Raw genomic sequence first — 289 nt, 5'->3', positions numbered from 1 at the left:
GAACGACAAATGCCGATCATTGAAAAAGGCCTTCTGCTTGGCTGGTCTCCTGAAAACATTAGTTACATGATGAAAATAGAGGTGCCTGAGATCACTCTTAGTCACACCACCATATACAGCCGCATTTCAAGCGATAAGGCTCAAGGGGGTTCCCTGTATAAAAAACTGCCTCGCTTTGGAAAACGTCGCTGCAAAGGTGGTAAACGCAAAGCAGGTCGCTCCCTAATTCCCAATCGTGTCGATATAACAGAGCGACCTGAAGTGGTCGAGCTTCGTTCACGTGTAGGTG

Annotated in this window: 1 pseudogene; it reads left to right on the top strand. The window is 47.4% G+C overall.

What is annotated here, in order from left to right:
- Positions 1-289: pseudogene (locus tag CWC16_RS19980) on the top strand (IS30 family transposase); the annotation flags it as partial.

The organism is Pseudoalteromonas sp. S3776, assembly GCF_005886915.1.
GTDB lineage: Bacteria > Pseudomonadota > Gammaproteobacteria > Enterobacterales > Alteromonadaceae > Pseudoalteromonas.
This window is presented reverse-complemented; position numbering and strand designations above follow the sequence as displayed.